The sequence below is a fragment of the Nitrosopumilus sp. genome (assembly GCF_025699255.1).
Lineage (GTDB): Archaea > Thermoproteota > Nitrososphaeria > Nitrososphaerales > Nitrosopumilaceae > Nitrosopumilus.
In genome coordinates this window covers 42,187-65,616 of the sequence record NZ_JAILWA010000007.1, presented here as the reverse complement: position 1 = coordinate 65,616, position 23,430 = coordinate 42,187, and the positions used below count along the sequence as shown (strand labels likewise).

Below are 23,430 nucleotides of genomic sequence, written 5' to 3'. Positions count from 1 at the left end.
ATTAAAAAACTAGTCTTGATTTTTGTAATATAACCGAATCACTTCATCGACTACAACATCAGTATCGCTATCAATTTCAGTACTTACTAGAAGGAGATGATCATCACCCAAATAAAATGAAAAACGCTTCACTTTATCATATTCAGCCAAAGTATACTTTGTTTTTCCAAGCCATTTTGCCATATCCTTGCGAGATTTCCAGTCAAGTGTGGAAAGATTAACCAATTCTTTTTCAGCGCGTTCTGAAAGCAAATTTTCTACACCTTCTCTCATCCCACCCCCTAGCTTAACTGACCACTCATCATAAACAGTGGCAAATCGAATCTTTGGAACTACATCTAAAATTTGCTTACAGAAATTTTCATAATCCAATGAATATTACAAGTTATACGAATTATTAGAGTTTTAGATAGAGTTTGAACCTGAATTAACAATCAATATGATCTCATAATAAAAAAGAAAAAATTATTTTGTAAGCACTATAGAGTAGCTTACAGTGAAGGGGTCTGAATTCATCGTATGTAGAGCCAATGCATTTCCTGAGAATGATGTAGTGCCTGCTGCTTTAGTTGGTACTAAAATCAATCCAAAATAGGTTTCACCATCTGGAGTCCATGAAGGCATTCCAACTAGTTCACCTTTTGACATTGGGCCGATAAGAGTAACAAGTTGTACAGGTTCTGAAGCATCATAAGTCAACTGACCAGAATATGCTTTATCTCTTGGAGCTAGCAATACTGCAAGCTGATGTGATTCATGGCCGACACCAGGATCTTGTTCTGATGTCATAGTTCCTCTATAGACTTTTTGACCATCAGTAGGTTGTTCTGTGTATGAAACAGAATATGTTACTGTAAATGGTTCAGAATTTTTGGTGTGAACTGCAATTGCGTTTCCGGTAAATTGCCAAGTTCCTGCAGAAGTTTCTTTGTCAACAAATGTTAAACCAAATTTTGTTTTGCCATCAGTTGTCCAAATTGCTTGTCCTTTATCCATTCCTTTCTTTAGAGGTCCATGTAATGCAACGAGCTGAACATTTTCAGATGCCGTATAAGTCAAATGTCCTTTGTAGACATTTTCACTAGGAGGCAAAATTATTGCTAGTTGATGTGTTTCATGACCTTGACCAGGATCTTGTATAGAAGTTAGTACACCAGACATAGTCTTTGGTGCTTTCAATGTAGCAGCAGTTTTTGCAGCTTCCATTGTTTCTGATTTCATATCCTTTTTAGGAGCGTCTTTAGCTTTTTCAGCAGATTCAGTTTTCTTTTCCGTTTTTACTTCCTCTTTCTTCTTTGTCTCTGTTTTTGCCTCAGTTGGAGGTTCTGAACAGAGTCTGTCACCACAAACCTTGTTTGAATTTATGGAAGATGCAGAAGTACCTTTACTCTTTAGAGCATCGGCAGATTGGATAAATCCGGCAGGTCCTGCGATAGTTCCTGTGAAGAGAACAGCAACTGCAAAAATAGCTAGAATTGTTTTTGTCATTGGAAGATTATTAAAAGATGCGGATTATAAAGAATGCGAAAAGAATGTAATTTGGATAGGAATTATCTCTGAATTTCTACAAAAATATGGTCATTATTTGATTCAGGTAAGATTTTCATTATTTCAGATTCTATTTCGTCAGTAATTGTTTCAATTTCATCAGTATCTAGACCATCAATCAGATTTACTTCAATTCCAACCAAGACAGAGGTAGGTCCAAGATGCATGGTTTTCATTGTGACTACATGATCTACTTCAGATATTGCAGAAACTGCATTAATGATTTCTTTATTCTGTTTGTCTGAAATAGCCTCACCTAACAAAAGACCACGATTTTCTTTGGCCAAGAAAAAAGCAAAAGACATCAAAAGAATTCCAATCAAAATGGAACTTACTGCATCATAAACAGTATTTCCAGTGATATCAGTAAGAAATATTCCCACAATAGCTATTCCAATACCAAGTAACGCAGCAGTATCTTCAACTATTACAGTCAGAAGGGAAGTGTCTTTACTGTTTTTAAATTCATTGTACAATGAAGAAAGTCTGATTTTTTCACCACGTGAAGTAATTGGTGTTTTAAACTGATTTAACGCAATTCTTAATGCATTGCCTTCAAACGCCAATGCAATTGCAAGAACAATATAATTAATTACAGGATTTTCAAAATGGTGCGAGTCACCAAGTAAGGAAGAAAAACCATGTTGCAAAGACAAGATTCCAGATATCCCAAAGATCATAGTAGCTACAATAAAGGACCAAAAATATTGAGACTTGCCAAAACCAAATTGATGTAAACTAGTAGCAGATTTTTTACTTATTTTGATTCCCAAAAGCAAAAGAATTTGATTTACTGTATCAGATGCAGAGTGATACGATTCAGCCCACATAGAAGCACTTCCAGTCAAAGCTGCAGCAATGAATTTTGTAACAGCAATTCCAAGATTGCCAAAAAGTGCAGCATATACTGCTTTAGTTGAACCAGTGGCCACGGTTATTCACGTTTTGATTCATTATTTGAATCACTATTATCTTTTTGAATTTTCTTTTCAATGTCACCAGTTTCTTTTTTAATTTTCTTTTCAATTTCATCAGTCTCTTTGTCTAATTTCTTTTCAAGATTTTCGTGTTTTTTCTCGATTTTTTCAACATGGACGTTAATTTTCTCATCTATTTGTTTTTCAATTTGCTCTTCGAGTTTTTCTTCTGCAACTGGAAGGATTTTTCTTTTGATGAGAAATAATATGCGCAATATTGCTTCAACTAAAATAGCATATACAATAAATCCAATAATTTTTCCTATAAATGGAATAAAATCATCTAATCTATCAATTAGTTGTTCGGTGGTAAAGAAGATATTACTTGTAAGGAAAATACCTAAAAGTGCAAAGGGGATTAATTTAGCAAAATCTTTTGCAAGATCCTCTTTGTAATATGCAGATATTCTAACAGTAACCACAAGAGAAATTACAACTAGAAAAACAATATCACGTGGCAAATCAGGAGCCATGAAAAATAAAAATGTAGAATAAACAATAAACCACACTAGAACTACAAATGGGAAAACTATCACATACTTGATAACATAGCTAGCAATGGAAGTAATTTTCTTACCATCAGTTTGATATTTTGTTAGAGGCAAAGGTATCATTTCTCGTCTTGCAAGAAATCTGTAAAAATTCCAAATGAAGATACCATATACAACCATTCCAGAGGAATAAAAAATTAGATCAATAAAGGATATCTCAATACCTAATCTATCTCCAATAAGATCAAAATCAATCATAGAAATAATATGATTTTCAGTATCGGTAAAATTACCTATGAAACTACCTAGTTGGTTTTCAACAATGCTTTGCGCAAATGCATAGTCTACAAAAAGTACCAATACAAAAACAAGAATTAAAAAATATTTCATGTCAAATCTGAAATTCTTTTTGAAAAATGGACTCGATTTTAAGAATTATTATGGTAACAGGCAACATGGAAATTTATTACATTAATGACATTTATCGTTTTTAGATTAATGATGCCTAACTATACACCTGTAAGAGGATTTTATGTAATTCGGTCTTAGTAGTCAGCAAATCTTTACGTAATTCATGAATTTTCAAAGTAGATTCTGAGATAACATTCTCACGTTCTTCTTTAGTAATTGAACTAGACGTTAAAGCCACATTGAGTTTATCTTGTTCTATTTTCATTTCATCTTTCAACAAATTTATTTTGTTTTCTAATTTCACAACATTATCAGAAGATTGTGTCTGACCAACTAAGCTAATTGAAATAGAATTTGAATTAATCGCAATGATTTTTCCAGTTGAAACTTGACAAGAATTTGAAACTATCTTTTCAGCCATCATGATTGTTTTTTGTGACACATCAGAAATCAATTCTACAATAGGGATTCTTAGTGGGGTGTCAGATGTGCATATTTCAAAAACCACATTATACGCCATTGAATTTTCTGGTCGATCTTCAGGTTGAATTAGGGCTTCATTTACAGAAACTATTTCAGAAACAACATTTTCAATAGACATACCAGTAATGGATTTGCCTTTAACAACAGGGGAAATATGACTAGAAGAATTCAAATTTAAAAATAATAAGTACTTTTGAAGTTCATATTTGACACTTTTTAATTCAGTTCTAACATCAGAGATTTTTTGATGAATTGCAGAGACTTTTTTTGCTCTATCAGTACTTGGAGATTCGTCATTAATTGACAATAATTTTTCACGCTGTACAGTAATTTCAGATTTTAGAGTTGCAATTTTATTTTCAAGTTCGGTAATAGCATCAGTAATTCCCCCATGATTAAGCAATCTAGCAGATATACTATCAGGATCAGTTGCTTTGACTAGTGCAGCAGTAGTATAGCAAGAAGTTGTTTGAACATCACGTAATTTAACAGATTTTGTTTCAGCGTCAGAAGTAATGATAATCTCAGGGGACTTGATTTTTTCATCTATGGCACAAACTTTGAAAACATAATTGAAGGTGTTTATTTTTGGAAATGTTTCTACTTGACCAGGATTTTTGAATTGTTTAGTAGTTGCCATATGAGTTAAAGTTCCAACAGGTTTTGAAGAGTTTACATTATTTTCAGATGGAATATTTGATACAGGTTCAACAGCAAAACCCCTCTCAACTAAGAAATCCACAATACCAAAAGTTACACATATCGCATCTCCATTTGAAACACGTAAAATTTTTACAAGATTTTCTTTACAAATTACTTCCTTAGCGGTAAAATTCAGATCCATTTGATCCTTAGGAGAAATTACATCTGCAAATACATTGGATGTAGTTACTGTAGATGTAAGTAGTACAAATATAAAAAAAGATACAGGGATTAATTTAATCATAGTAAAACACCTCATCACAAATTCAGAATCCAAAGATTAGTAATTTCATGAAGCCTTAAGCAGTAGTGCATTTAGTTTGACTCTATTTTCTAAGATGTCATTTCGTAAATCACTAATTTCTTGAGTTAATTTTAAAGCAATAGGTTCTGTGGAAGAATCAAGTTTTTTAGAGATTAAATCACCCAAGTTGCTTCTTTTATCAGCAAGTGCTGCTTCCATTTCAGATATTTGAGTTTCTAAAGATTTGATTTGTTTCGAGACTCCAGAATTACCACTAATTGTAGGCATGATAGATTCAGAATCCAAAGCATTAATTCTTGTAATACCTACTTGGCAAGATTCAGGAATAATTCTATTAATCAATTTGACATCAACTGATTCAGTATCCGAAGTAACTGTGATCACAGGCAATCTAATTGATTGAGTGCCTGCACATGCTTCAAAAACCACATTGAATCTTTTAAGATCCGCATTGCTTGAACCAGTAGGAGCGACACTTTCAGTTACAGAGATAAGATTAGTACTCATACCTTCTAGAGGCTGTCCTGTAATTGATTTTGGCAAGTCAAGTTTTGATACTTTGGTGTTTGGAGGCACATACAAAACCATCAAATATCTTCTAAGTTGATCCTGAAGTTCTTTCAGGTCTTTTTTCATAGATACAATATTAGTAATATTTTCAGAGTCAGGAGAATCACTGTTAGATTTTGGAAGTTTTGCTTTAGCATCAGAAATTTTGGTTTTTAAATCTGCAATTTGGGATTCAAGAGTGGAAACTTTTTCTGAAATTCCTCCTTTATTCAATAGAACAGCAGAGATAGAATTTGGATCTGCAGCTTTAATATTTACAGAACTAGTATAACAAGAGCTAGGTTTTAAAGGACTAGCTAACTTTACACTTTTTGTCTCACTATCAGATGTAACAAAAATTTCTGGAGCTTTAACTAATTTTGTAGTACCACAGGCTTCAAAGATATATGAATATGCATTAGTACTAGATTTTGCACCAGTAGTTTTTTCAGAGAGTTGTTTCAAAGTTGCGATTTTTGTGATAGTTCCTGCAACTTCGCCTTTCTTTAATTTCTTAGATTGAATTTCTTCTAATTTTTTCTCAGAGAGAGGTTTTGCCCAACCATTATCAGCTAATTTTTCAGCAGTGGATGGTTTTACACAAGATACTTTGTCAGAAGTGTTTTTAGTAACTTTCACCAATCCTTCTGCACAGATAATTTGATCATTTGTAAAATCTAATTTCATTTGCTGTCTTGGGCTAATCACATCTGCAAATGATTGAGAAGGCAATGTTCCTGAAATCAATACAATACCCAAAATTATTGCAAATACAGAAATGGATTTCATAATGAACATCATTTTTTTATCATTAAAAAACATTCCAGTTAATTGTTTTAACTCTGAATCAAATCAAGTCGAATTTTTTTGATCAAGCCCAATATTCTTTAGAAATTTATTTGTCTGACTAAGAGCCTGTTTTTTGATTTTGAGCCTATCAGTTTTGTCAATGGATTTTGAAACTAAGTGAAGCATCTCATCCATTAGATGAATTCCCCCTTGGGCTCCTTTTTGTAACCCTAACTGATACAAAAGAGGTAATTTTGACATGTCTGCAGGCACATTTATCTTAATTTCAGGAAGGGTTACTTGTTTTTCAGGAATTTCAATTTCTGTGAATTTATCTACAACCTTAGAAAGTAAGACAGTCAGATTTTCACTCAGATTTTTCTCAAGTTTGGTATTCTTTTCTTTTCGTGCCATCATAACAATTCTTTTAATTTTCAGAAGAGCTTGGTTTGTCTCAACAGAGTCAAAATCATTTGCAGAAAGATCCAATCCAAAATCATTCATAAACGCTTCAGCAATATACGATATTGCCTCTTTCCTACACGAGGATTTAGTGGTTCCAAATGGACAGTTTTCACAATTTGTTGTAAAATATCTAGCACCCCGTTGGCCAAAACTTGAAAGGATAATTTCATCTTGATCACGTAGTTTACCAATAGTTCGTGAAACAAGTCCTTCATCAACAAGCAAAGCAGTGGAAATTTCTTGATTAGAATAGGAGCCCTCATCTATCAACTCTAGAATTTCTTTTTCTAATTCGCCTGGTGAACGCCTCGATGGTTCGTCTATTGCATCAGCTAAATAATGGGATACAACTTTGGAATTTTTTTCATGGTTAATTATAAAAAATTTTTTATCAAAATTTGCATCCAGTCCAGACAGAGTTTCAGATTTTAAAATTTTTGTAATAATTTTTTCAATATTTTTAATTTTAAAAGATTTCAACAGTTCAGAAATTTTTTTGACAGAAATTTTCAGGTTGTTTGAAGCAAATAAATGATATAATGCCCATCTAATTTTTCTTTCATCACTTCTTTCAATCAATCTCAATAAACTACAAAAACTATCAATTCGTTCCCATTTAATTTCAGAGATTTCGTCTTCAGAGTTTTTGATAAATAATGTTCTATCCAAGTCTTTCAAGAATTCTTCAAATTGTTTTGTTAATTCAGATTTTTTTATCTTAGACACATTCTTAATTTTAGAACTTTTAGAAATCGCATTGGATAGATCTTCTTTAGATAAAATTGTCTCATCTCTAAACATCTTAGTTTCATATTTAAAAAATTCAAAAAATTCTAATTTCCTATTTGTAATGGAATCAGGTGCAAATACCTTCAAACCCAAGAGATTTGCAGAAGAGAGTCCCATACAGCATCAAAGTATCTTGACTATTTATGCCTATTAAGACAAGTACATGACAGGATTAATCAGCGTTAGATTTCCTCAGAAAGTTTTTTGATGTGAGATGTACTATTTTTGAATGCCTGATCAATTGAACGTTGCATTTCATCTTCATATTCTTTCATTTCAGTTTGATTTCTTTTTAGAATAACTAGTTCTTTGACAGTAGGTAATTTTTGAAAGTTGGTATATTGCATATGTGTCATATAGCAAGTATATGAAACGTCATCATTCTCAAATTTGTACATGACTTTAAAAACCACAATTCCGTTATACGCTTACAAAATTAATACTTTACACCAATTCAAAAATTCTATCTATTTTTATTCAAGGCTAATTTTCTCTTTAGTTTTTTTGCACGAGGTTTTGTTCGAAGTAATCGTCCACAACAAGGACACCACAAACCATCCCACAAAATAAAAACCTCACATTGAGGACATCGTTTTTGTCCTTCTACATATCTGCCTTTACCACTAAAACTTGTAACTTTGAATTTTTGACAAGAATTATTGCAATACACGCTAATTTAGAATAGATAAATTACTAAAAGATTTCTCAATCTAAACTTTCAACATCAATATACACAAATAGATCAATCTAGTCATAGACAATTAAAATATTAGAAAAATCATATAGTAATCATGGTAAGAGTCTCAGAATGTTTTAGATGTGGAATAACAGAAAAAGAAGCAAAGTTAGTTTATGCTACAGATAAACCAGTATTATGTGAAAAATGTTCTGAAACAGAGTTAAATCCATAGTTATTCAACAAATTGAAAGTTTAAACAAAATTAAGATGAATTTATTGTCCAGTAGCTACTGAATAACTTACAGTGAAAGGAGTATCCTTCATGGTATGAAGTGCAACAGCATTTCCAGTAAATTGCCAAGTTCCAGCAGAAGTTTCTTTGTCAACAAAAGTTAAAGCATATTTTGTTTTACCATCAGGAGACCAGATTGCTTGTCCATGTGCTCCTTGACCAGGCTGCAAAGGTCCATGTAATGCAACTAATTGAACATCTTCAGAGGCAGAAAAGCCCAAAGTTCCAAAATAAGCATAAGGCCTAGGAGGCAAAATAATTGCTAGTTGATGACCCTCGTGTCCTTGACCAGGATCTTGTACAGAAGTAATAGTTTCACTTTTTACAGTATCAGATAGAGTTCGTTCTCGATATGCAATAGAGTATGAAGCAGTAAATGGTTCTTCATTCATAGTATGTAGTGCTAAAGCATTCCCAGCAAAAGACCAAGTACCTGCAGAGGCATCTAATGGAACAAAAGTCAAAGCATATTTTGTTTTACCATCAGGAGACCAGATTGCTTGTCCTTTATCCTCACCTTGTTTCAATGGACCATGAAGTGCCACTAATTGAACATTTTCAGAGGCAGCAAATGCAAATGTTCCACGATATACTTTCTCAGAAGGAGGTAAAACAATTGCTAGTTGATGACCCTCGTGTCCTTGACCAGGATCTTGTACAGAAGTAATAGTTCCAGTTTTAATTGTTCTCGGAGGCAAAGATATTTCATCATATCTTGCTTTTTCAGAAGCGGCCTTATCATCTAATTTCTTTTTTTCAGATTCTTTCTTTTCAGTTTTAACTTGTTCCTTTTTTTCTACTTTCTTTTCTTCAGTTTTAACTTGTTCCTTTTTTTCTACTTTCTTTTCTTCAGGTTCTACTTCTGAACATAATCTATCACCACAAACTATTCCTTTTGTTGCAGAACCATATTGTGATGAAGGTACACCTTGACCTTTTAATGCATCAGCTAATGGAATTAAATCCAATGTACCTACAACAGCAAGTAATAATATAGAAATACTAAAAATTGCAATAAAAGATGTTTTGTTTTTCATCTCAATTCATATTATATTTAGTTCTACTTAAAAGATCAGGAAACAATAATCTCAAAATTAACAGTAGGACTGAGAGGTAATGGATTATCTAAACTAGACCATACAAAAATTGTTGCAGTATAACTACCAGGAGTATCAGGAATCCAAGAAACAGAAGGAGACAGTAATTGTCCTTTTGACATAGTACCAGAAATCCAAGATAATGAATTTACAGAATCTGAAGAATCCTGAATTTGAACCAGATAAGTAAAGGGTTGAGTTCCCACATTATTATTCAGAATACTTGCAGATATTTGGATTTGGTTATCCACCTTTATCAAACTAACATCGTTTCCAAAGGAATCAACAATTCGAGGATTATACACAGGTGCACGTTCCATGGGTGGAATAATTGGTCCCACAGTAGTACTAGAGGTAATTTTTAATTCATCATTTCTGGAATAAGGTTTAGGCAAAGTATTGTCTTCATATTTTGCAGTTACATAGTCTCCTTCACTTACTCGTAATTTATGACCAGATGATTGATCTTTTGAAGAAAATGTAATTTGTCCCTCAAATATTCCAGTTGCAGGTCCTGTTTCAGTTACAGTCAAGTCAATACCACCCAAATCTGAATCAGACCAAGCATCTATGACGAATGTGTTTACAGTTTCAGGATTAAGGTTCATGTCAGGATCAATTACACGAATAATGCCATTCCCATTAGCTGATGATGCACCTTGAACCCATTCAATATCTCCAATATTCCATCTAATCAATGCAGATGCAGTAGAGGTTTCTTTATCAGTAAATTGAAAGGATATAGTTAGACCATCATCATTTTTAGTTTCCAAGAAACCGTTTGTAGGACCACCGCCACTCTTTGGTTGAGTTCTAGGATTGGTATCGATTCCATCAATATTCCCAGTTCTAGAATTTCCATCAGCATCATGTTTGAATCCGGTTAGAATTACTTCTCCAGTAAAAATTCCTGTATCACCACCAGTTTCTGCAAGTTTGTATTGTGAGAGTTTGTTGGCTCTAGTAGAAATTTTTATTTCATTTGTAGATTTTGAACCTATTTCATCAATCTTATTTTTATCAAAATTATGATCAGGGGCAGTAATTGTAACATAGACTTTGTCTGTCCATGTATACACTTTCTTATCTAAAGAAATCAAGGATTGGAAATTAGATGTAAAGAATTTCAATTCTGCTTTTTGATCATTTTTACCCACAAAATCAGAACCGGATGTTCCCCAATCAGTATAGGTTATTTTGATTTGATCTCCCCTGTCAAGAGATTTGCCATTAATTTCAGATGGAATTTCGATAGTGGTTTGGAAAATTCCAGTAGAATCACCAGTTTCACGTAATCCAAATGGTTGTGAGTTGAATATTTGTCCATTATTTGTAATAGAACCGCCCATCTTACCCATAGTGGTCTTGATATTATTTGAGTTCCATTCTAGCAAATCAAGTGAATGCGTCTCTGCTTTTTTAGAATCAAAGTTTAGATCAGGATCAATCAAAGTAATTAATGCATCACGTCCTATAATGTAAGATTGAGTATCAGATTGTAATGAACCAATTCGAAGATCAAATGCAGCAGAGCCAGTTACAGCTCGTGGAGAACCAGATGCATCTGTTTGATCAGAATATTCCACAGTGATAATATCACCTTGTAAGATACAATAATTTCCTGTGGACGGAGATACATCAAATCTTGACAGTACACCAGATTTTGTTTTGTCTAATTTTGTAAATCCTGAATCAGGAGTTATCGGACATTTAGTTGAAGAAGGACCATCAACATATCTTATGGGCAAACTAAATTGGAAAACCCCAGAACTAGGAGAAGTTTCTGCAATAGGACCAAGCTCCCTAGTAATTCCACTTTTTGTATTCTTTCCCGTTGTTATCACTCCTGCTTTTGCCTCTTCACCACCAGCTGTAGCTAAAAGTAATGTTGAGCTTCCTCTTGTAACAAATACTTTAACTGGACCGTTAGTTGTTCCAGATATGTTTTGGGAAATAGTATCTTCTCCATTGACAGACAGGTTAAAATCATTATCACTGATACGAACATAAATTACAGTATCTTTAGGTCCTATTTCTTCACCAGAGTCTATTGCATTTACATCTCCATTTTTGGTGATTGCAGTCAAATGATATGGAAAAATCGATAAATTGTTGGGTCTAGATGCAGTAGATTTTCCAGAAGTAAAAAAGTCAGAAACAGAACCTACAGGAACAGGATAACTTGTGCGGTCAAGTTGAACACTTCCACTTGTTGCACCTACAGCAGCACTAGTACTAGTAATTGCAGCCTGACTTGATTGTCCTCTAAAGTCATAGTATCTTGCTCCAATGTCTACACCAGTAGTAGTTTTGATTGTACCGCCACTGTTTCTTGAACAATATTGGGATGGGATTTTAAAATCACCTTTAAACTCCCCAGTTTTGCTTCCAGTTTCAACTAAAGTAAAACCAGTCGAGGCCAATCCATCAGTACCAGATATTGATGAGCAGGACTTTCCATTCTTAGAAACAGATGATTTTATCCAAGTTTCATCATCAAATGTAACTTCCAATAGTCGTCCATACGGTTGATTACTACTAGTAAGTCCTAGATTTGGAAGACCTACAGTATCTACAGCTGGATCATTAGGATATTTTGAAGGATCAACTACAGTGTAAATTTCAACTAAATCTGAATTGGTGTTAAGATCTTTGTCAGACAAAGTAACACCAACTGTATCTCCAGGTTTGAATGTCTTTACAGAAAGTACAACAATACCCATGTGCGATAAGATATCTTGTTGGTCTGAAACAGCAGTAAATACTCCATCTGAACCCAAATCATTGTAGTTTATTCTTGGTGCATCGTTTCCTTTTAATTCATCAATCATTAGAAAGACAGGTTCATCATCTATAGGAATTATTTTCTCAAATGTTTTTGAATCAAAAACGTTCAATTGGTTTAACATGATAAATTCAAGACTTCCTCTGAACTTTCCAGTATTTGCTGCAAGTTCTTCTAACTCCATACGAACAATTTGATTTGCAATTCTTTCACTTTTTAGCTGTCCATCTTTAATCAAACCATATGAGAAAAAGTCAGATACAATAGGTCTTGTCTCTGTTCCAATATTTTGAATTTTTGGATATACAAACATCAAACCGATTTGTTCATTTCCAGAAAATGAATTTGAAAATAAATTAGAATGTAATAGTTGAGGATTTGTAATTTGTTGGGTTGAACTAAGATTGATTAGATTTTGTAAAGAAGAATCAGATGCAATTTTGATTGCAGTAATATCAGATGTTGGATTTCCAGAAGAGTCAAGAATAGGAGAAGAAGATTTTCCGACTAGCAGATAAATGTCAACATTAGAAATAGTGTTGTTAATAGAGCGTATGTCAAAGTTAAACATATTCACACCTCTAAAATTTGTTGTAGAATCAAAGGGGTTGTTAATAGAAGAATAAAGTTTGTTGAGATTTGTTTTAAGATCAATTACCAAAGCATCAGAATCAACATTGCTGAGAGGATCTACTCTTGCCCTGTCACTGAATTTTTCAACTACTACTGAAGAAGTAGTGCCCAAAACTGCGCCTGTAAGGGTAAATTGTTCAGAAGTGGTTGGATTTAAGGTAAATCCATCTAAAAAGGATGCAGAGATTTTACTATTTGTTTCTGTACCACTTTCTCCTAAAGTATATGGATTTCCAGTACTCAATGCAGGAATTGCTTTGTAAGAAGGATTGAAAAGATCAAGGTCTTCTTTTTCTAAATTATTTTTATTTGCATCAGGATCAATCAGAATAACAGGCATTTCTTCGCCAGAGTTCCATTCAGTTCCTTTTAGGGTCTCATCAAGAGACAAACTAGCCTTTCCAAATCCAATTAAAAGAGTTAAGGGTTTTTTGTTATATTCTATAGATGTAGAAGTCCCTCTTTGAGCATCTTGAGTAGTAATCAGTACTGAATTATTATTTGGATCATACGTAGTAAAAATACCGCTGTTTGGAGAAGTTTCAGTGATGGTGACGGGTTGTTTTCCAGCTCCGATTGTACCTGCACCAGAAGATACTAATGAAATATTTTTTTCTCCATCACCATTAGTTTCTGAATGACTATTGTCTTTGATTGTAAGCACATTTGTTTGTCCTTGAGAACTTGGATTGATCTTAAGAATACCGTTATCTTTGAACATCATTGAAGCAAGGTGAGGTACAAGATTTACAGCACCTAAAGTTCCATCAGAATGAGATTGTCCTGACTCACGATATAGAAGATAGTATGTAGATGGATTTGTGGGAGAGGTTCCAAAAGACCAAGAATCTACAGATGTAGGATCAATGTTTAGTGTGAGGTCTGTAATTTTTAAATTAACATCAGAAGATCTAGGATACGATGCTCTATCAAGTTCATGCTTAATGGATTTTTCTACAGAATCAAATGTCAGAGTTGTTTTTTGAGCACCTCCGCCTTTGTTGTATTGTACTATTACATTACCACCTTTTGAAAAATCATACAGTTGTATGAATGGCCAAAGATCCTTTGATGCAACTCCTATCTGTCCAAGATTGACCTTAGTATTACCAGGATTCATTTCTTTTGCTTGCCTTACAACATTAATCGATTTTTTTGAATAAGGCAAAGTTAATGAGCAGTCTTGAATGATTTGATTGGGAGGATTTTTGCCATTTTCTCCACCTACAGACACACCGTTGATAGGAATAGAAATTCCCTCAGTGTCAGAAACGGAGACTCCTAAAATCGAAGTATTTCTAGAACAAAATGTACCAAAATCAAGTCCTTTTCCAGTTAAGCCAACTGTACTATCAGCTATTTGAGCTTGCTTTCTATCAGAGAAATATCCATACCAATTTCCATCAGTTGCCTGAACCATACGCAAATCTTTTCCGTTAACCGTAACGTCAGGTTCTCCCTTTCCTTCACCAGTATTACTGATATTTTGATCACGAATTACCACTTCTATTACTTGAGGACCTGACATTCGATTGTCAAACAAGGAATTGTCTGCAGAAACAAAAAGATTAGAAGTTTGGGCTTCAACATTTGAAAAACTTCCCAAAGACATGCTTCCAGTAAGAATGAGAGTAGTCAAAACAATTGCAGAAATAGTTTTGTTTAAAATCATAACGTTTATCGAATAAAATCAATTATTTTCATAGTATGAAAGCATTGTGATGGAAAAATAAGATTTAAACAATTTTAGATGGAGGAATCAAATTAAAATATCTAGTGCGTCATAAGACTGTGCTGTCTGGATACGAGGGCATCACTATGACATGCTATGTCTATGTCGCACGGAGTATGCATAAGTGAAAGAAATTCTTAAAGATATTTTGTTTTGATTTAGTTCTGAATGAAATCAACTGATTGTTTATACCATCATTATATTCAAAAATCCTCTGGCTTAATAGGTTCTAAACCATAGAACATTTCATGAGTCAAATCATACAAATTGCAAAGGAAAGTACATCCAGAGCATCTCTGAAAATGAATGATGCCAAAAACGCTTCATTATTCAGAGTAGAAAATAATGCTGAAGACATAATGGGACTTTCATGGATGATTTTAGATTATCCAACATTACACTTAGCCCAACCTGAGAGGAGGTGTACTGTAACTGGATAAACCAATTTTAGAAAATAAAGGTGATTTCTATGGAATGTGGAAAGGATATACAGACAGCATCTATACGTATGTCGAAAAAACTGTTCCTCAATATCATCAATCTATAACTAATCTGTTTCAAGAATATATTGAAACATGTAAAAATATTGCATGTTCATCTATTGATATTCAGAAAGGATTTGCATCAAAGATAGGAAATAATGCAAGATTGTCAGAAGCTACAATAAAAATTGTTAACGATATTGAAAGAGAATTAAAATCATCTATAGATGTTCAAAACAAGATTGCAATTGCATCGATTAATGCTACAAAAGAAACACTGAGTACCATTAATGCAAACTCTAATGAATTTGCATCGTTGAATAGACACATCGTAGAAGTTTTACCGTCAATGATCCCAAAAAGAACATAATTTTTTTATTTTTCTTTTTAATTTTTAATTTGAATTTTTAGTAACAAGTTAAAGATAAAAACGGACCCGATCGGATTCGAACCGACGACCTAACGCTCCGCAAGCGTTCGCACTATCCAAGCTATGCAACGAGTCCGAAAAGTTTGGGAAAGTTACGCTTAATTTGGATTGCTATTAGTGAGGTTCTGCAAAAATATAGGATGTTTCATCAGGTTCATGAAAAGTCCAAGCGGTAGGTAACGAAATAGTTTGAATTGATTTTAGATTGCTTTTTTCTATCAATGTGCCCCAACCTGCCTCATTTTTAGGATCAGGAGCATATTTTTGAGACAAAGTTCCAGCAAATACCCATCCAGTATTTTTTTTCAGATTAGGGATCGAATCAATTATTTTTAAGATTCCAGATACCAACGAGACACCACCCATCTGTGCAAGCCCTCCAATGAAAAATATGGATTTTGATAAATTCAATGAAGAATAATCAAATATAGTTGCATCAGAGCAATATGGATTAAAATCCAAAATAAAGGTCAATTGTTTTTGCAAATCAACAAGCATATTATCAATTTCAATGCTAAAGGATTCTAATCCTAAAATTTTTGCACAAAAAGCAATACGACCATCGCCAGAACCAATGTCAACCACTTGCAAATAGCCCAAATTCTTTGCAAGTAATGAACCAAGATAGGCAGACATCATCCAAGTAGGAGAAAAAGGAGCTTTGCTTGAACCGTGCTGTATGCTGTTTAGCCAATATTTGTTAATGTCACCCTCATAGACAATACAATCAACTGAACCAACTTGTTTTTCATATGAATTGTAATAGATAGGATTCTTTGATGCAAATTGATGTAGCAGTTCTAAATGAGATTTCTCAATGGGGAACAAATCAGATTTTGATTTTGGAATTACCTCCTGTATCTGACTTTTACCGTCATATACTTTAACAAATTCTTTTTTTAATTCAACTAAATTTTTTGCAATATCCTCAATCATGAGAAAGACCATTTTCATATTGTTGGACAAACTCTCTAGTACTCATATTCTGACGTAGTTCTTCGAAGAGTTTAGCATCTGATTCTGTTTGCTCTTTTGATTTCTCACCAGAGCCTGATTGCAGAGTCTTTGTCAGTTCTTGAATAGACAGAGATAGTTTTTCCATAATTTTTGGATGGATTGTAGAATCAAACCTTGAAGAAATTAGTTTTTCAGTTTGCTGAATTGTTTTTGTTAATTCCTCAGATTCAGTAGCCTGTTGTTTAAGCATAGATGCCATAGACGAGACATTCATGACTTGATAATATGTCTCGACAATCTCATGAATATTCACATCAGTTTTTGAATCAGCAGTGTCAAATAGAGAAACAAGTTTTTCAGATTCACTGTAAAACATTTTGGAAATATCTTCAGCAGAAGTCATATGTAAAAATTAAAGTTCAAATTTTTAAAAATGTTAGGATTATGCTTCTTGTTCTGCTTTGTTGACATAGATGTAATTCATTATCAAGCCAGCAATGATACCACCAACGATTGGGCCTACCCAGTACAGCCATTGTACTTCCCACAGTCCTGCGTCACCTGCAAATAGTGTAGGAGAGAAAGATCTTGCAGGATTCATTGAAGCTCCAGTTAATGGAACACCTACCAAGTGCAATAAGAAGATCATTCCACCAATTACTGCACCGTAAACGCTCTTTGGGGCTTTTTTGTGAACTGCAGTCATAAAGATTACAGTTACCAAGAAGAAAGTCAAAATGATTTCAACTATCAATCCAGACATCATGCTTCCTCCAAGCAAATCACTTGGTCCTCCATGTGCACCCCAGAAAACATCTTTTCCAACTTCAGGGAACAGTGCAACTAGAGTACCGGTTGCAATTATTGCCCCAATTATTTGAAATACAATGTATCCAATACCGTCTGCAATTCCAATTTTCTTCGTAATCATCATAGGAATTGTAACTGCAGGGTTGATGTGAGCACCAGACACGTGTCCAAATGCATAGACCATAAATGCGATAGCTGCACCGTGGCCCAAAGATATCATAATAATTGCTTCAATAGATAGTCCATCTCCAAAAACAGATGCAGAAAGAATTACCGATAAAGGTCCAAAGAAGACCAATGCAAATGTGGAAATTGCTTCTGCAAGCCAATTTCTAGGACTAACCATGAGCAAAAGCCCCGCCAATTTCCATATAAAAGATTCGGACTGTGAATGTGATCTAATACAGTCATAAAGTAATTAATTATAGATCAATTCATTTGAGAATACATGATTTCTGAAGGAGATTCTGTTCCAAAATTTGCAGTAAATGATGCAAATGGCAACAAAGTAAAGTCTAGTGATTTTAAAGGCAAAAAACATGCCATTTACTTTTACCCAAAAGATTTCACTCCAGGTTGTACAACAGAGGCAGATGAATTTTCAAAAGATTATAAAAAATTCCAAAAAGAAGGAATTGAAATTATCGGCATCAGCCCAGACGATGTAGATTCTCATAAAAAATTCTGCGATAAAATGAAAATCAAATATCCGTTATTAGCAGATGTAGACAAAGAAGTTTCAAATCTCTTTGGTGTTTGGGGTAAGAAAAAATTCATGGGTAGAGAATACATGGGAGTTATGAGAAGTACATTTCTTGTAAATGAAAAAGGAAAAATTTTCAAAATATATCCCAAAGTAAAACCTGCAGGACACTCTAAAGAAGTGCTAGAAGATTTTCTAAATTTAAAATAAAATAAGTAAAAAGGTTGAAGATCAGAAACCTTTTGGTAGTGTGCCTCTAGATGCTTTTGGGGCTTCTGGTTCGGGTTTTGGTTCAAAACCTTTTGGCAAAGTACCTCTACTAGCTGTTGATCTAGCTTTAGCTTCAGCTTCTAAGAGTTGTTGGAATTCTTTTTCTTCATCAATTCTTTGTTGTTCTAATCTTTGCAAGTAATCAGCTTCATATTCTGCTAATTTTTCTTCTCTAGATTTTCCATCATCTGCAACATATGTTGATTGTTGTTGAGGAGGAGCTTGCTGTGTTTGCCCCATACCTTTTGGAAGAGTCCCCTTTGCAGGCTTTGGTGGTTCTGGTGTTGGAGTTTGTTGTGCTGGTGCATCAACGCCTTCAACAGACATATTGATTCCACTAAAACTTCCAAATGTTTTGTCAGCTGGATGGTATGCCATTCTTGCTTTTGTAGCATAGTATTGGTTTGAACATGCTGTGTATCCAGTTACCTTTACTTTTTGATCATTCCAATTTGTAGTTGGAACTTTTCCTACAGGAGCAGTTCTTCTAACATAGTATCTGTTTGGAGATGGAGAATAACCTGTGACTTTAGCTCTGTACTGATGGAAATCAGTCATTGGAGCAGTCATGTATGCATTCTCTAATGCATCTTGAACAGTTGCTGGAGGTTGTGCAGTTGTTTCTGCTGGTTTTGGAGTCTCTGCTGGTTTTTCTTCCATACCTTTAGGTAGTACACCTTTTGGTTTGGTAGTTGCTGCAGGTCTCTCAGCAGGTTTTGCTGGAGCTGGTTTTGTTTCAGCTGGTTTAACCTCAGCAGGTTTAGTCTCTGCTGGCTTTGCTTCAGCTGGTTTTGGCTTGGCTTCAAGCTGTGTTGATAATTTAGTTAATTTTTCCTCTAGCGCTGCTATTTTGGCTTCTAGATCCTTTTTCGTACTTGCTTTTGTTTTTCCTGCCATTCCTTTCAGTAAAGATTGCATTGTTTATTTACATTTTGATCATAAGAAAAAATTAATCAAAAAATTTAGTGAAAAACAAGGATATGTTGTAAAAATTTCATCAGTTTTTATTTAATCAGGTTCCCAAAATTGCATTACAAATAGACAGTTATTGCATCTCCATAATCTAACATGAATTCCGTTGTTTGTATCTGCAGCATAAGTTCCGTCATCCATTTTGATAACAGTTGGCAGATAACTTAGTTCATTATTTTCAAGCCATTCGTTTTGTTTGCAATTAGGACATGGAATTTTTGGAGCCATATGTGATATAGAATATGATCAAAGAAGAATATTACTATTAAAAATAGAAAATAAAGGATGTTGTTGAATTAGAAACCTTTTGGTAGTGTGCCTCTTTTAGGCTTTGGTGGTTCTGGTGTTGGAGTTTGTTGTGCTGGTGCATCAACGCCTTCAACAGACATATTGATTCCACTAAAACTTCCAAATGTTTTGTCAGCTGGATGGTATGCCATTCTTGCTTTTGTAGCATAGTATTGGTTTGAACATGCTGTGTATCCAGTTACCTTTACTTTTTGATCATTCCAATTTGTAGTTGGAACTTTTCCTACAGGAGCAGTTCTTCTAACATAGTATCTGTTTGGAGATGGAGAATAACCTGTGACTTTAGCTCTGTACTGATGGAAATCAGTCATTGGAGCAGTCATGTATGCATTCTCTAATGCATCTTGAACAGTTGCTGGAGGTTGTGCAGTTGTTTCTGCTGGTTTTGGAGTCTCTGCTGGTTTTTCTTCCATACCTTTAGGTAGTACACCTTTTGGTTTGGTAGTTGCTGCAGGTCTCTCAGCAGGTTTTGCTGGAGCTGGTTTTGTTTCAGCTGGTTTAACCTCAGCAGGTTTAGTCTCTGCTGGCTTTGCTTCAGCTGGTTTTGATTCTAGCTGAGTAGAAAGTTTGTTTAGCTTTGCTTCTAATTCGGCAATCTTGTTTTCAAGATCTGCTTTAGTTTGCTTTTTAGCAGCTGCCATAATTTTGGTGGTCAATCCGGGGTTTATGTACATTTGGGTTGATTACGCCAACTAATTTTGATCAAGTTTTATATGCTAAATTGCATAAATGATGACATGGATGACTTTGAAAAAGAATTTCCAGATTTTGATTGGAAGAATACGCCCGCCTACAAGCATCCAGGAGGCAAGAATTGTCCATGTCCAAAACATGAATACATACGAGAGCAGATCAACTTTACAAAACAAGTAAATGAAAAAGGCAAAGAGCCATCAAAAGTCACCCTAAAGTTCTGTCCCGATCATTACAGAGTATACATGGATGAAGTAATTCCAGCAATGCCATTAAAATACAAAATCTTGACAAAAATTGCATTGAAACTCGGAGCTATTCAGGTTGAGCAACTGAAATACATGGAATCAGAATTATGTTTTTACTGCAAATTCGGCTCTGGCGGACATGATAAAAAAACAGAACTTCCACCAATGTAAAAACGAGTTAAGCTTATACTTGATCTGACTAGTGAATCATCGTGGGAATAGAAGACATCAGAGATTTCATTTCAGAACTTGAAAAACACAGGGAATTAAAAAGAGTAAAGACAGAAGTGGATTCGGATTTAGAAGTTGCCGAAATCATGAGAAGAGAGATGTACTCTAATGGTCCAGCAATTCTTTTTGAAAATGTCAAAGGATATGACATGCCAATTTTAGGAAATGCATTTGGATCTATGAAAAGATTAGAGATTGGATTAGAAATGACAGATTTTACAGAAATAGGTCAAAGGATTGCAGACATGACAAAGATGGATGTGCCATCAGGGTTGCTAAACAAAATAAAAAAACTTCCAGAACTTTCCAAAATGACTGCATCATTTCCAAAAGCAGAAACAAGTGGACCAGTAACTGAAATCACATCCACTGATGCATCATTTGATGAAATACCAATTATAAAATCATGGCCCGAGGATGCAGGCAAGTTCATTACACTAGGATTGGTTGCCACCAAACATCCAGAGACAGGAGTTAGAAATCTTGGAACATATAGGATGCAGATAGTTGATAAAACTCATGCATTAATGCACTGGCAAAAACACAAGAGGGGTGCACATCACGGAGACATTTCAAAAGAAAAAGGAGAAAAAATTCCTACTGCAATAATTATTGGAGGAGAGCCTGCCACAATATTTTCATCAATTGCACCAGTACCAGAAGGATTAGACAAATACTTGTTTGCAGGAATTACAAGAAAAGAAGGAATCAAAACAGTAAAGTGCAAAACAATAGATTTGGATGTTCCAGCAAATGCAGAAATTGTTTTAGAAGGATATGTAGATCCTGCAGACATTAGAGACGAAGGACCGTTTGGAGACCATACAGGATACTATACTCCAGTTGAACCATATCCAACATTCACATTAACAGGAATCATGAGAAGGAAAAATCCAATTTACGTTACAACAGTAGTTGGAAAACCAATTCTTGAAGATGCATACATTGGCAAAGTAATAGAACGTTCATTTTTACCATTAATTCAAATGTTCCATCCAGAGGTAGTGGACTTTAGCATGCCAGCGGCAGGATGGTTCCAAGGATTTGCAATTATTTCAATCAAGAAAAGATATCCAGGTCAAGCCAAAAAAGTCATGATGGGTCTCTGGGGAATGGGACAATTATCACTAACCAAAATGTTTGTGGTAGTAGATGAAGATATCAATGTTCATGACATCAATGATGTAATTTGGGCAATTACAACAAGAGCAGATGCTGCAAGAGATACAATAATTATTGACAATACACCCACAGATACTTTAGATCCAGCATCACCGCTAGTTAATTTGGGATCAAAAATGGGAATCGATGCAACTCAGAAAACAAAAGAAGAGGGATACAATAGAGAGATACAACAACAAGTCAAAGTCGATGAGAATACAAAGAACCTAGTAGATTCCAAATGGTCTAGTTACGGTCTATGATATTGAGATAGGATTATAGAAATTATCACGTTCTTCTACTTGATATCCAATCTGATGAATTGCATCCATGATAATTTTATCAGTGAGTTCAGTTGAACGGGCTCCAGTACAAGAAACAACTTCTTCTCCAATCAAGGTACCGCCAAAGTCATCAGCACCATACTGCAATGCAAGTTGAGCCATGCCAACACCATTAGTTAGCCAAGAAGATTGAATGTGTGGGATTAAACCATCAAATACAAGTCTAGAGATTGCAATCATTTTCAAAAGTTGAATTCCACCAGTGCCATACTCTACAATACCCTCTTCATGCATCAAAGTATTATTTGGTTCAAAATTCCAAGGGATAAATGCCATAAAGCCTTTAGTTTTTTCTTGTAGTTTTACAATTTTAGAAAAGTGCTCAACAATATCATTTTTGTTTTCTACATGACCATACATCATTGTTGCAGAACCAGGAATTCCAATTGAATGTGCTTCATCCATAATCCTAATCCAATCATCACTAGAAATTTTCTTTGGACTAATGATTTCTTTTACAGAATCAGTCAGAATTTCAGCACCAGCCCCAGGGATTGATTGTAAACCAGCATCTTTTAATCGAGAAAGAATTTCTTTGGTTGATGATTTTTCGACTCTTGCAATCATATCAATTTCAGATGTAGATAATCCATGAACCCCAACAGATGGGAATTTGTCTCTAATCATCCTAAACGCATCTTCATAATATTCAATTTTCAAATTTGGATTGTGTCCACCCTGAATCAAAACCTGACGAATCTTAAACATCTCCCACGAAGTTTTCACTCTAGCTTCAATTTCATCAAGAGTTAGAGTGTAAGAATCTTCAGCACCAGGAGATCTATAAAATGCACAAAATTTACAATCAGTGATACAAACATTGGTATAATTCAAAATAATATTATTAACAAAAGATGCCTTTTTTCCAAATTGCTTTCTTGTGAGATGACCGGCAGCAAGGCCCATCAAATGAACATCTTCAGATTCTAGCAATCTCAAAATATCTTCCGGACCAGGTCTTTGTCCATTAAGAGAATTTTCCAAAATATCTTTGACGTCACTTTTTTGTATCTGCTCAGTTGTCTGACTCAAGTGATCTTCATCCTTTAGAATTTCTATTTAATTCTTGATAGAAAAAGGAACGGAAAAGAATTAAACAAAAGGCATGATTCATGCGCAATTTTTGAGAAAGC

23 protein-coding genes and 1 tRNA gene are annotated in these 23,430 nt (G+C 34.3%); 5 read left to right on the top strand and 19 right to left on the bottom strand.

The features are described 5' to 3' along the window. Positions 1-9: 9 nt before the first annotated feature. From K5781_RS07470 to K5781_RS07420, 11 genes are all read right to left on the bottom strand, one after another. Positions 10-372, bottom strand: coding sequence for a hypothetical protein (locus K5781_RS07470; RefSeq protein WP_297442306.1), 363 nt, complete (start codon positions 370-372; stop codon positions 10-12). 93 nt (positions 373-465) lie between these two features. Beyond that, entirely contained in the window at positions 466-1,488 is a 1,023-nt protein-coding gene (locus K5781_RS07465) for a hypothetical protein (RefSeq protein ID WP_297442304.1), read from the bottom strand. Between the two features lie 62 nt (positions 1,489-1,550). Beyond that, the gene (locus tag K5781_RS07460; protein ID WP_297442302.1) at positions 1,551-2,480 is read right to left on the bottom strand and encodes a cation diffusion facilitator family transporter; all 930 of its coding nucleotides are present in this window, start codon (positions 2,478-2,480) and stop codon (positions 1,551-1,553) included. A gap of 2 nt (positions 2,481-2,482) precedes the next feature. Continuing rightward, entirely contained in the window at positions 2,483-3,406 is a 924-nt protein-coding gene (locus K5781_RS07455) for a hypothetical protein (RefSeq protein ID WP_297442300.1), read from the bottom strand. Positions 3,407-3,521: 115 nt separating this feature from the next. Then, entirely contained in the window at positions 3,522-4,856 is a 1,335-nt protein-coding gene (locus K5781_RS07450) for a hypothetical protein (RefSeq protein WP_297442298.1), read from the bottom strand. A gap of 45 nt (positions 4,857-4,901) precedes the next feature. After that, positions 4,902-6,215, bottom strand: a complete 1,314-nt coding sequence (locus tag K5781_RS07445) for a hypothetical protein (RefSeq protein ID WP_297442296.1) — start codon at positions 6,213-6,215, stop codon at positions 4,902-4,904. Positions 6,216-6,278: 63 nt separating this feature from the next. Beyond that, positions 6,279-7,586 carry a hypothetical protein gene (locus K5781_RS07440; RefSeq protein ID WP_297442294.1) on the bottom strand — a complete coding sequence of 436 codons (1,308 nt, stop codon included), beginning with the start codon at positions 7,584-7,586 and terminating at the stop codon, positions 6,279-6,281. Between the two features lie 65 nt (positions 7,587-7,651). Next, on the bottom strand, positions 7,652-7,882 hold the full coding sequence (locus K5781_RS07435) for a hypothetical protein (RefSeq protein ID WP_297442292.1): 231 nt from the start codon (positions 7,880-7,882) through the stop codon (positions 7,652-7,654). A gap of 50 nt (positions 7,883-7,932) precedes the next feature. Continuing rightward, positions 7,933-8,139 carry a hypothetical protein gene (locus K5781_RS07430; protein WP_297442290.1) on the bottom strand — a complete coding sequence of 69 codons (207 nt, stop codon included), beginning with the start codon at positions 8,137-8,139 and terminating at the stop codon, positions 7,933-7,935. Between the two features lie 282 nt (positions 8,140-8,421). Next, positions 8,422-9,477: a hypothetical protein gene (locus K5781_RS07425; protein WP_297442288.1), complete on the bottom strand. Its 1,056-nt coding sequence runs from the start codon at positions 9,475-9,477 to the stop codon at positions 8,422-8,424. 35 nt (positions 9,478-9,512) lie between these two features. Beyond that, on the bottom strand, positions 9,513-14,594 hold the full coding sequence (locus tag K5781_RS07420; protein WP_297442286.1) for a hypothetical protein: 5,082 nt from the start codon (positions 14,592-14,594) through the stop codon (positions 9,513-9,515). A 341-nt stretch (positions 14,595-14,935) separates the two neighbouring features. Here K5781_RS07420 and K5781_RS07415 point away from each other — a divergent pair, with 341 nt between their 5' ends. After that, complete coding sequence (locus K5781_RS07415; RefSeq protein WP_297442284.1) at positions 14,936-15,127, top strand: hypothetical protein; 192 nt, start codon at positions 14,936-14,938, stop codon at positions 15,125-15,127. A gap of 34 nt (positions 15,128-15,161) precedes the next feature. Beyond that, positions 15,162-15,539: a hypothetical protein gene (locus K5781_RS07410; protein ID WP_297442283.1), complete on the top strand. Its 378-nt coding sequence runs from the start codon at positions 15,162-15,164 to the stop codon at positions 15,537-15,539. Between the two features lie 61 nt (positions 15,540-15,600). Here the strand turns inward: K5781_RS07410 and K5781_RS07405 are convergent. The 4 genes from K5781_RS07405 to K5781_RS07390 all read right to left on the bottom strand — a co-directional run bounded on the left by K5781_RS07405 (position 15,601) and on the right by K5781_RS07390 (position 17,712). Beyond that, positions 15,601-15,675 (bottom strand) — tRNA-Arg (locus K5781_RS07405). A gap of 38 nt (positions 15,676-15,713) precedes the next feature. Then, on the bottom strand, positions 15,714-16,535 hold the full coding sequence (locus tag K5781_RS07400) for a hypothetical protein (RefSeq protein ID WP_297442281.1): 822 nt from the start codon (positions 16,533-16,535) through the stop codon (positions 15,714-15,716). Then, positions 16,528-16,959 carry a hypothetical protein gene (locus K5781_RS07395; protein WP_297442279.1) on the bottom strand — a complete coding sequence of 144 codons (432 nt, stop codon included), beginning with the start codon at positions 16,957-16,959 and terminating at the stop codon, positions 16,528-16,530. Before K5781_RS07395 ends, K5781_RS07400 begins: the two co-directional genes overlap by 8 nt. A gap of 39 nt (positions 16,960-16,998) precedes the next feature. Next, positions 16,999-17,712: an aquaporin gene (locus K5781_RS07390; RefSeq protein ID WP_297442277.1), complete on the bottom strand. Its 714-nt coding sequence runs from the start codon at positions 17,710-17,712 to the stop codon at positions 16,999-17,001. A 102-nt stretch (positions 17,713-17,814) separates the two neighbouring features. Here K5781_RS07390 and bcp point away from each other — a divergent pair, with 102 nt between their 5' ends. Then, a complete protein-coding gene (gene bcp, locus K5781_RS07385) occupies positions 17,815-18,279 on the top strand; it encodes a thioredoxin-dependent thiol peroxidase (protein WP_297442274.1) in 465 nt (154 codons plus the stop codon). A gap of 21 nt (positions 18,280-18,300) precedes the next feature. Here bcp and K5781_RS07380 read toward each other — a convergent pair whose 3' ends face one another. From K5781_RS07380 to K5781_RS07370, 3 genes are all read right to left on the bottom strand, one after another. Beyond that, complete coding sequence (locus K5781_RS07380) at positions 18,301-19,257, bottom strand: trans-sialidase (RefSeq protein ID WP_297442272.1); 957 nt, start codon at positions 19,255-19,257, stop codon at positions 18,301-18,303. A gap of 90 nt (positions 19,258-19,347) precedes the next feature. Next, entirely contained in the window at positions 19,348-19,539 is a 192-nt protein-coding gene (locus K5781_RS07375) for a hypothetical protein (RefSeq protein WP_297442270.1), read from the bottom strand. A gap of 68 nt (positions 19,540-19,607) precedes the next feature. Further along, positions 19,608-20,294 (bottom strand): trans-sialidase, encoded by a 687-nt coding sequence (locus K5781_RS07370; RefSeq protein WP_297442268.1) that lies wholly within the window; start codon positions 20,292-20,294, stop codon positions 19,608-19,610. A gap of 63 nt (positions 20,295-20,357) precedes the next feature. Here K5781_RS07370 and K5781_RS07365 point away from each other — a divergent pair, with 63 nt between their 5' ends. Then, positions 20,358-20,732: a hypothetical protein gene (locus K5781_RS07365; protein WP_297442266.1), complete on the top strand. Its 375-nt coding sequence runs from the start codon at positions 20,358-20,360 to the stop codon at positions 20,730-20,732. A gap of 41 nt (positions 20,733-20,773) precedes the next feature. Beyond that, positions 20,774-22,216, top strand: a complete 1,443-nt coding sequence (locus K5781_RS07360) for a menaquinone biosynthesis decarboxylase (protein WP_297442264.1) — start codon at positions 20,774-20,776, stop codon at positions 22,214-22,216. On the opposite strand, the gene mqnC is transcribed toward K5781_RS07360, so the two are convergent. Continuing rightward, a complete protein-coding gene (gene mqnC, locus K5781_RS07355) occupies positions 22,211-23,329 on the bottom strand; it encodes a cyclic dehypoxanthinyl futalosine synthase (protein ID WP_297442262.1) in 1,119 nt (372 codons plus the stop codon). The two genes, K5781_RS07360 and mqnC, sit on opposite strands and share 6 nt — an antisense overlap. Between the last annotated feature and the right edge of the window lie 101 nt (positions 23,330-23,430).